8 protein-coding genes are annotated in these 8,356 nt (G+C 64.8%); 4 read left to right on the forward strand and 4 right to left on the reverse strand.

The features are described from left to right. Positions 1 to 2,376, reverse strand: a 2,376-nt coding sequence (locus tag Q0C64_RS12795; RefSeq protein ID WP_294124226.1) for a TonB-dependent receptor, incomplete at its 3' end; no start/stop codon positions are given. A 245-nt stretch (positions 2,377 to 2,621) separates the two neighbouring features. On the opposite strand from Q0C64_RS12795, the gene Q0C64_RS12800 reads away from it, so the two are divergent. Continuing rightward, positions 2,622 to 3,164 carry a hypothetical protein gene (locus Q0C64_RS12800; RefSeq protein WP_294124227.1) on the forward strand — a complete coding sequence of 181 codons (543 nt, stop codon included), beginning with the start codon at positions 2,622 to 2,624 and terminating at the stop codon, positions 3,162 to 3,164. Between the two features lie 3 nt (positions 3,165 to 3,167). Here Q0C64_RS12800 and Q0C64_RS12805 read toward each other — a convergent pair whose 3' ends face one another. Next, positions 3,168 to 3,374 (reverse strand): DUF2093 domain-containing protein, encoded by a 207-nt coding sequence (locus Q0C64_RS12805; RefSeq protein WP_294124228.1) that lies wholly within the window; start codon positions 3,372 to 3,374, stop codon positions 3,168 to 3,170. Between the two features lie 3 nt (positions 3,375 to 3,377). Continuing rightward, on the reverse strand, positions 3,378 to 4,778 hold the full coding sequence (gene xseA, locus Q0C64_RS12810; RefSeq protein WP_294124229.1) for an exodeoxyribonuclease VII large subunit: 1,401 nt from the start codon (positions 4,776 to 4,778) through the stop codon (positions 3,378 to 3,380). On the opposite strand from xseA, the gene purD reads away from it, so the two are divergent. From purD to Q0C64_RS12825, 3 genes are all read left to right on the forward strand, one after another. Beyond that, complete coding sequence (purD, locus tag Q0C64_RS12815) at positions 4,777 to 6,027, forward strand: phosphoribosylamine--glycine ligase (RefSeq protein ID WP_294124230.1); 1,251 nt, start codon at positions 4,777 to 4,779, stop codon at positions 6,025 to 6,027. The genes xseA and purD overlap by 2 nt on opposite strands. Then, positions 6,024 to 6,344, forward strand: a complete 321-nt coding sequence (locus Q0C64_RS12820; protein WP_294124231.1) for a hypothetical protein — start codon at positions 6,024 to 6,026, stop codon at positions 6,342 to 6,344. The genes purD and Q0C64_RS12820 overlap by 4 nt, the downstream gene beginning before the upstream one ends. Before the next feature lie 119 nt (positions 6,345 to 6,463). Beyond that, positions 6,464 to 6,958, forward strand: coding sequence for a hypothetical protein (locus Q0C64_RS12825; RefSeq protein WP_294124232.1), 495 nt, complete (start codon positions 6,464 to 6,466; stop codon positions 6,956 to 6,958). Between the two features lie 6 nt (positions 6,959 to 6,964). On the opposite strand, the gene Q0C64_RS12830 is transcribed toward Q0C64_RS12825, so the two are convergent. Continuing rightward, the gene (locus tag Q0C64_RS12830; RefSeq protein ID WP_294124233.1) at positions 6,965 to 8,320 is read right to left on the reverse strand and encodes a hemolysin family protein; all 1,356 of its coding nucleotides are present in this window, start codon (positions 8,318 to 8,320) and stop codon (positions 6,965 to 6,967) included. Positions 8,321 to 8,356 lie beyond the last annotated feature (36 nt).

Raw genomic sequence — 8,356 nt, forward strand, 5'->3', positions numbered from 1 at the left:
CGCACCGACCGTCAGCCCCTGGTAGAGACAGCCATAATCCGTGGCTGTGATGACCTTGGTGCACGGATCGTTGCTGCCGTCGAGGCCGACGAACTGCGGCGCGAACAGCTCCTGGATGTTCGGCGCGCGGACCGCCCGGTTATAGGCGGCACGGAACCGGACGTCCTTGATCGGAGCGAACTCGGCCGACAGCTTGTAGGTGTCGGTGTTGTACTTACGGCCATTGCTCAGCTCATAGAAGGAACGGCGATAGCCGGCCCCGAACGTGAGGTCATAGATGAAGTTGTTCTGGACGACCGGGATCTGGGATTCACCGAAGAACTCGATCACCCGGAAGCTGCCGTTGACCGGAAGCGTCGGGGCGCCCTGACCGGTGAGGTCGCCCGTCTGGAACGACTGGTCAGGATTAAGCGCCAGGCTCTCCTTGCGATATTCACCGCCCAGATTGACGCCAATGCCGTCCTCGGCCCACGGGAACTTGAGCCCGTAATCGCCGAGCGCGCCGGTGAAGTCGGCGTGAACGATCTGTTCCGACGTGCGGCCCTGGATGACGCCGAAGACGTTGAGGTAGTTGACCGCCGCCTGCGACGGACCCGCAGCCGAGAAGATGTCGTAGGGGACGCAGGTCGGATCCGACTGGTCGAGCACCGAACGGCAAACGACTGAGCCCGGCGCCGCACCCGCACGAGTGTCGGTCACGACGTCGAGCGCACGAGTCAGCCGGGCGATCGAGAATTCGTTCTTGTAGACCTGCGAATAGTTAGTCCGGCCATACTGATAATAAGCGTCGTACGACCAGGTCTTTCCAAGGTCGCCCTTCGAACCGAGTACGCCGCGATAGCTGGTGTGCGTCAGGTCGGCGATACGCGGACCGCCTTCCGTGTTGCGGCGCAGCAGCTGGAAGTATGCGCGGTTGTAAGTCGTGCCCGGCGAATTCGGATCGGTGTTGACGAAATCGATCGGCGCGTTGCCCGGGTTCGGGTTGTAACGCGCACCGGCCGCCAGCGGGAAGTTACCCAGGAAGCCGTTGATGATGTTCAACCCGTTCGGGTCGCACAGCCGGTTGAAGTGGCCGGGCGCAAGCAGCGGGTTGTCGCAGTTGATCGTCAGCGTGTTGCCGAAGTCGCCCGACGGAGCGATCTGCGCCAGCGTGTGGTCGTCCATGAACATGAATTCAAGGTACGGCTTGATTGCCGGCGAGATTTCATAGTCCGCGAAGACGCCGCCGATATAGCGTTCGTCAGGCCGCTGGTAGTAGTTCAGCGGGGCGAAGTTGTAGATGTTCGCTCCACCGAAGCCGGTCGGCGTGATACCCGCGACCGTCGAGGTGACGAGCAGGAACGGCGAGCCGAACTCCGTCACGGTGCTGGTCGAGGTGAAGATCACGGCGTTGCCCGGGTTCGACGTCGCCGAACCGCCGCAACGCGTGTTGCGAGGACCATAGACGAACGGGAAGAAGCCGTTGGTCACACGCGCCGATTCCTGGATGACGCAGGCGCTATAGTCGCGCCGGGCCTGGAGGACCGGGTTGACGTTGCGATAGCCGAAATAGGCGACCGCATGGCCCTTGTTGTCGTCGAAATTGACGCCGATCGAGACCGTGCCGTCGAACGAGCCGCCATCGGCCACCGAGCCGGTCGGTGCGGTGTAACCGCGACCGGCGAGGATCGAGGCCATGGTCTGGTCCTGGCCCGCGGCGCTACAACCCGCGCTGCCCTGGGCGTTCAAGCACTGCGTGCCCAGCGACGGGTTGGTGTTGTTATGCTGGTAGAAGCTGTACTGGCCGTCGAACTTGATACCGGTGAAGCTGGTATCCATGATGAAGTTGACGACGCCCGCGACCGCGTCGGCACCGTACACCGACGAGGCGCCGCCCGTCAGCACTTCGGCCCGCTTGATCAGCGAGGAAGGAATGAAGTTAAGGTCGGCGGCCTGGGTCGTGCTGTTGGGGTCGCCCGGGGTCAGGCGGCGGCCGTTGACCAGCGCCAGGGTGCGCTTCGAGCCGAGATAGCGAAGGTCGACTTCCGCGGTGCCCGATGCGCCGTTCGAGACGCCCGAGGCCTGCGACGCGCCGACGGACGGCAGCGAGTTCAGCAGGTCTTCGACGCGGCTTGTGCCCTGAAGCTTGAAGTCCTGGGCCGACACCACGGTAACCGGCGCGGCCGATTCGAGGTTCGCTGAAGGAATGCGGGTGCCGGTGACGACGATGTCCTTGGTCGGCTCCTCGGCCGGGGCAGTGGCTTCAGGAGCCGGTGCTGCCGCTGCATCGGTCGTGTCGGGTGCCGGCGCGTCCTGTGCGAACGCCGGGGTGGCAAGCATGCTGGCGCCGACCAATAGGGTCGTGCCGAGCAGCCGCTGACGAAAATCGAGCTTCATAAAAGTCTTCCCCTTATGAGCTGCACCGGGGATGCAGCCATGCGTGTGCAGCAGTGAGACACTGCCGAACTGCCGACTTGAATAAGTGAAAGGGTCGAAACAACGCAACGCGCCGAGGGGCTTTGCTGTCGAGTTGTCCAGCGTCTGTAGTGTTTCTGCAACACTAGGCTCCCCGCCTCTCTCTTGTCCCCAAAAGCGCGCTATGCCTAAGGTGCCGTCAAGGATTTGGGTCAGGAGGCGATTTCATGGTCAGGTTGGCATCGGTCGGGGTGGTCGCGCTTGCTGGACTGATTCTTGCCGCAGACCCCGCCGCCTCGGCACCCAAGAAGATCGCCGAAGGCCCGCCTCCGGCGCAGGTCACGACGTTGCTCAATTGCCGCGCCATCACCGACAATGCCGAGCGGCTGGCCTGCTATGACAAGGCGGCGGCGGCGGTGAGCGAGGCGGTTGCCAAGCGCGACCTGGTCGTCATGGACCGGGAATCGGTCAAGAAGACCAAGCGCGGCCTGTTCGGCTTCTCCATCCCCAACCTCGGCATTTTCGGCGATGACGACGATGAGGTGGAGATCAAGCAGATCGACGGCACCCTGGTCAGCACCGCCTTCAATGCCGACGGTGGCTATATCTTCCGGCTCGCCGACGGCAGTCGCTGGACGCAGATCGACAGCAAGCCGTTCGCCATTCCGCCGATCAATGGCGACAAGGTCGTTGTGAAGAAGGGAACGCTGGGCAGCTACTTCATGGCCGTCGAGGGTTCGCCCGGGGTCAAGGTAAAGAGACTGAACTAGGCGTCAGATTTTTCCCGCCCGCCGTTCGGCCTCCAGGCTGGCGGCAGCGTCGGCATAGGCTTCCTGCCGCTCGACCGACCAGTATCTGAGCTCATCGAGCGGAATGACTGCGGCGGTTACCGCGCAGCGGACATGGTCGCCCGCTGCAAGCAAGCGAAAAGTGCCGTCGAGATAGTGGATCTTCGCCTCGCGCGCGGCGCCCATCAACATGCGTCATTCCTCATCGAACAATCCCGGTTGCCCAGGGGCTACATTAGTCTTGCGCTTGGCCGGACGGAAGGGGACCGGCGCCGCGCCATCGCCTATATGGGCGGCCACCCGGCCGTCTGCAAAGTGCAGGTCGACCGCGACCGCGGCGCGGGCATCGGCGGCATGGATGATGGTCTTGCCGGCGCGATCGGTGACCCGGACGAAGCCGCGCTGCAGCGGCTTTTCGGGATGGGCCAGTTCGGCCAGCCGCCACAGTGCCCCCAATCTCTCCTGCGCGCGCGCGATCCGCTCGGTCACCAGCCGCGCCTGCAGCCGCGGCGCGACCTCGGCCAAATCGGCGCGGGCATGGGCGGTGCGCTGGACCAGCGCGCGCGGCAGGCGCTCGCCGGCATCGTCGAGCCGCTGGGCGAAGGGTGCGAACAGGTTGGCCGCCTCGGGCCAGCGCGAGGCCATGAGCTCCAGCCGCTCGCCCGCCCGTGCCGACGAGCGAGTGGCGCTGGCCGCCATGCGATGATCATATTCGGCCAGGGTCGCCGCCAACTCGGCCCTAACCGGGACCGCCATTTCGGCGGCGGCGGTCGGCGTTGGAGCGCGGCGGTCCGAGGCAAAATCGATCAGGGTCGTGTCGGTCTCGTGTCCCACGGCGGAAATCAGCGGGATCGGCGAGGCGGCGGCGGCGCGCACCACCTCTTCCTCGTTGAATGCCCACAAATCCTCGATCGACCCGCCGCCCCGGGCGACGATCAGCAGGTCGGGCCTGGGGCTGATGCTGGCGAACCCGCGGATCGCGGCGGCGACCTTCTCCGCCGCTCCTTCGCCCTGCACCGGCACCGGCCAGACGATGACATGGGTCGGGCAGCGGTCCTCCAGCCTATGGAGGATATCGCGGATCACCGCGCCGGTCGGCGACGTCACTACCCCGATCACGCGCGGCAAATAGGGCAGCCGGCGCTTCTTCGCTTCATCGAACAGACCTTCGGCGGCGAGCGCGCGGCGCCTCTTGTCGAGCAGCGCCATCAGCGCCCCCTCGCCGGCCAGCTCCATCCGGCTGACGACGATCTGGTACTTGGACCGGCCGGGGTAGGTGGTGAGCTTGCCCGACGCAATCACTTCGGCGCCGTCTTCGGGGCGGAAGGCGAGACTGGCTGCCTGCCCTTTCCAGATGACGGCGTCGATGCAGGCGCCTTCGTCCTTCAGCGTGAAATAGCAATGGCCCGAGGCATGGCGCTTCCAACCGCTGATCTCGCCCCGCACCCGGACGAAGCCGAACGCATTCTCGACCGTGCGCTTGAGCGCGCCCGACAGCTCGCTGACCGACAGCGCGGGCGCGTTGTCGCCGCTCTTCTCCTCGGCTAGGAGGCCGGAAGCGTCGAGATCGTCGGGGCCAAGGGTGGAAGGCGTCATGAATATCCTGCTGTTGGGTTCGGGCGGGCGCGAAGATGCGCTGGCATGGCGCTTGAAGCAATCGCCAAGCTGCGGCGCTCTGATCGCCGCACCCGGCAATCCCGGCATCGCCCGCTGGGCGGAGTGCGTCGCGATCGACCCATGCGACCCCGAAGCGGTGGTCGCGCTGGCCCGCGAGCGCGCGATCGACCTACTCGTGATCGGCCCCGAAGCGCCCCTTGTCGCCGGGGTCGCCGACGCCGCCCGCGCGGCCGGCATCGCGACCTTTGGACCCAGCGCCGCCGCGGCCCGGCTCGAAGGCTCCAAGGGCTTCACCAAGGACCTCTGCGCCAGGGCCGGAATTCCTACAGCCGCCTACGTCCGCGCCGACTCTGTGTCATCTGCTCTATCATCTTTGGATCGCTTCACGATCCCGGTGGTGATCAAGGCCGATGGCCTGGCGGCGGGCAAGGGCGTAACCGTCGCCATGACCCGCGCCGAGGCGGAGGCCGCAATCCATGCCGCCGGCGACGGGCCGATGGTGATCGAGGAGTTTCTCAACGGCGAGGAAGCCAGCCTGTTCGCGCTGGTCCATGGCGATCGGGCGATCGCGCTGGCTTCGGCCCAGGACCACAAGCGGGTCGGCGAGGGCGACACCGGTCCCAATACCGGAGGCATGGGCGCCTATTCCCCGGCGCCGGTGCTGACCCCCGAACTCGAGGCGCGGGCGATGCGCGAGATCGTCGAACCGACTGCGCGCGCCATGGCGGAGGCCGGAACTCCATTCAGCGGCGTGCTTTATGCCGGCCTGATGCTGACCGCGGACGGGCCCAAGCTGATCGAATATAATGTCCGCTTCGGCGACCCGGAGGGCGAGGCGATCATGCCACGCATCGAGGGCGATTTCGCCAAGCTCCTTCTAGCGGTGGCCAATGGCTCGGCGATTGGGGCGCCGTCCTTGTCGAGCGACACGACCATGACCGTGATTATTGCCGCCAGCGGATATCCAGGCACGCCGGCCAAAGGCGGCGCAATTCGCGGCATAGACCAAGCGGAGCAGGTTCCCGGCGTGACCGTGTTCCAAGCCGGAACGGCCATGGAAAATGGCCAGCTCGTCGCCAGCGGAGGACGTGTCCTGGCGGTCACCGCGCGAGGCCGGTCGATCGGCGAGGCGCGGGACAGGGCCTACAGCGCGGTCGAAGCCATCGACTTTGCCGACGGCTTCAGTCGCCGTGATATCGGCTGGCGCGAACTGGAGCGCACCGCATGAACCGCCGTATGATCGTCCTGCTCGGCATCGCCGCAACCGTGGGCTTTACAGGCCTCTGGCATGGTCAGCTTGGTGCTGGCGATAGATTGGCCGCCGTGTCCGAAGCGAGCGCGCGCCGCACGCTCGATTATTACGAACTGCCCATGGTTCAAGCGCACATGCAGCGCGGTCCCTTATCGCGACGCCTGATCCTCAGCGGGCCGGCCGATGATTTTCAGCGTGCGGAACTCGTTCGCATTCTCGATGAAACGCCAGGCGTGCTTGAGGTGCGATGGGACCCCGGCTCATTGCCGCAGGAAGGAAGGCAGGTTCGATGATCCCGCTCGCAGTCGAAGCTCAACTGCTCGGACTCGCGGGGTTCGCGGCAGGGATGGTGATCGGCTATGTTGTTGAGCTCAGGCGCCGCGCCAATCGGTGGAAGAAGAGGATATAGGCGGTGGAATTCATCCAAATCTATTGGCCCGTTCTTCTGGTTGGGCTGCTCGCCGGCCTGATTGCCAGCTGGCTCTACTTCCGCCCAAAGCAAAATGTCCGGCTGACCGACAGTGTCCCGCTGCGCCCTCACATGAACCAGAAGCCCGCGCGTGGCGAAGGGCATGGCTTTTCCGATGAGGTTGCCGCGGCCGCCAGCGATGTCGCCGGCCCGATTATCGGCGCCAAGGTACATGCCGAACTGCCTGGAGCCGGCGGACCGCCGGACGATCTGATCAAGTTGAAGGGGGTCGGCCCCAAGCTGGCCGAAATTCTCAACCAGCGCGGCATCAGGCGCTTCGACCAGATTGCCAAATTGTCGCCCGGCCAAGTGGAAGCGCTCGATGAATCGCTCGGCGCATTTCGCGGCAGGTTCGAACGTGACCGGATTGTCGAACAGGCCGACTATCTCGCTCGCGGCGATATCGACGGATATCAGGCCAAGTTCGGCAATCTCTGAACCCGGTTAGGCCGGCGGCGCTTCGTTGGTCGCGCCCTCCCCTTCCGTCCTTTTCCGCTTGGGCCGGCTGACCAGCAGCTTGTCGATCTTGCGACCGTCCATGTCGACCACCTCAAACCGGTAGCCGTCGAATTTGAAGGTTTCACCGGTCTCCGGGATCTTTTTCAGGACAGAGAGAGCAAAGCCGGCCACGGTCGAATAGTCGCGGTCGTCAGGCATGGAAACGCCGATCCGGTCGCTGAGGAGGTCGGCATTGGCCGCACCAGAGACCAGCCAGCTACCATCGTCCCGCTCGATGAGCGGCGGGTCCTCGCCTTCGTCGAGATCGTTGGCGAAGGCGCCGGCCAGAGCAGCAAGAATAGACCCCGGCGTGACGATACCGTCGAGGTGGCCATATTCGTCGTGCACCAGGGCCAGCGGCACCTCGGCCGATCGAAGCACTGCCAGCGCATCCATCGCGTCCATGAGATCCGGGATCACCGGGGCGCTGCGTTTCAGGGTCTTTAGGTTCAGTTCCTGGCCGTCGAGCAACGCGGTCAGCATGTCGCGCGTAGCCACAACACCAACGATATTGTCGACCGACCCGTCCGCGACCGGCAGGCGGCTGTGCGGCGTGTTGGCAAGCGCCGCGCGTATTTCGTCCCGGCTGCATCTGATATCGATCCAGTCGATCTCGGTTCGGGGAGTCATTACTTCCCGAACCGGGCGGTCTGCCAGCCGGACGATGCCGGAGATGATCGCCCGCTCGCTCTCCTCCAGCACGCCGGCCGATTGGGCCTCGGCAACCACCAGGTGAAGCTCTTCGGCGGTCACGACATTCTTGTTTTCGCGGTTGAGTCCAAGGGCGCGAAAGATCAGCGCGCTGGTCTGGTCGAGCAACCAGACGAACGGCGCCGTGATTTTGCTCAACCAGTACATCGGCCGGGCCATGACCGCGGCAATGCCTTCCGGATTGCGCAGGGCGAACTGCTTCGGGACTAGTTCACCGATGACAAGCGAAGCAAAGGTTGTGACCATGATCACCAGGCCAAAGCCGACGCTTTCCGCGGTTTCAGGATCAATCCCGATAATCGCCAGCCGCTGCGCAGTCGGCTCGCCGAGGCTTGCGCCCGAATAGGCGCCGGCAAGGATCCCGATCAGCGTAATGCCGGTTTGCACGGTCGACAGGAACCGCCCCGGCTCTGCCGCAAGATCGAGGGCGTATCTGGCTCCTTTGGATCCAGATTTGACCATCGCCTTGAGCCTGGCTTCGCGCGACGAGACAATCGCCAGCTCGCTCATCGACAGCACGCCGTTGAGCGCGATCAGCGCGAGGATCAGCACCAGGTCAAGCCAGGGGAAAGGAAGGAGCGTGTCGCTCATGGGCAGGTAAGTTCATTTGCCGACAAATCTGCCGGC

The sequence above is a fragment of the Sphingomonas sp. genome, from assembly GCF_023266535.1.
Taxonomy (GTDB): domain Bacteria; phylum Pseudomonadota; class Alphaproteobacteria; order Sphingomonadales; family Sphingomonadaceae; genus Sphingomicrobium.